The 592-nt window shown below is 44.8% G+C and carries 1 protein-coding gene; it reads right to left on the minus strand.

The features are described from left to right. Positions 1-592 (minus strand): carboxypeptidase-like regulatory domain-containing protein (locus A3761_RS27525; protein WP_197472987.1); only part of this gene is annotated, 592 nt, incomplete at both ends.

The raw sequence follows: 592 nt of genomic DNA on the forward strand, positions 1-592 counted from the left end.
ACACCCTCGTCATCAACTTGATTCTGGGTCTGTAAGTAAGGCCTTAACTGATAGTTTCCAAAGGAAACTTTAAACTCGAAATAACCTTCGCTGTCGGTGAGAACGGGTGTGTCAGCAAGTTGACGATTACTCTGATTATGTGCGGTAATCATTGTATGGTCTATCGGGTTGCCCTGCTCATCTAACAGGTAGCCAGATAAAGTGAAAGGCTGCGCTAAAACGAAAGAATCAGCTGTATCCTGCGCAATGACATAATCACTAATTAGCGTACTACTAACAAGCTGATTGCCTAGCGGCGGCACAAAATTAATATCGGTACTTTGGTTAGTAAACAGCGCTATTGAAAACTCACCGTTTGCGTCACTCAAAGCATGTGTCGCAGGCGACTTGCCCTGACTCTCCAGATAGAAACCTTTGTCACTGTTTCCATTTTGCTGATACGCGATATGGCTAATTGTCACGCGCGTAGCGGCAACTGGTGCGCCATTTTTGTCGCTAACGGTTCCACTCAAAATGGCCATTGGCAAGATCACATCTTGAACCGTAGCAGACTCAACAACAATATTTTCTTCTGCAAACAACACCGTTGCAA

The sequence above is a fragment of the Oleiphilus sp. HI0123 genome (assembly GCF_001635315.1).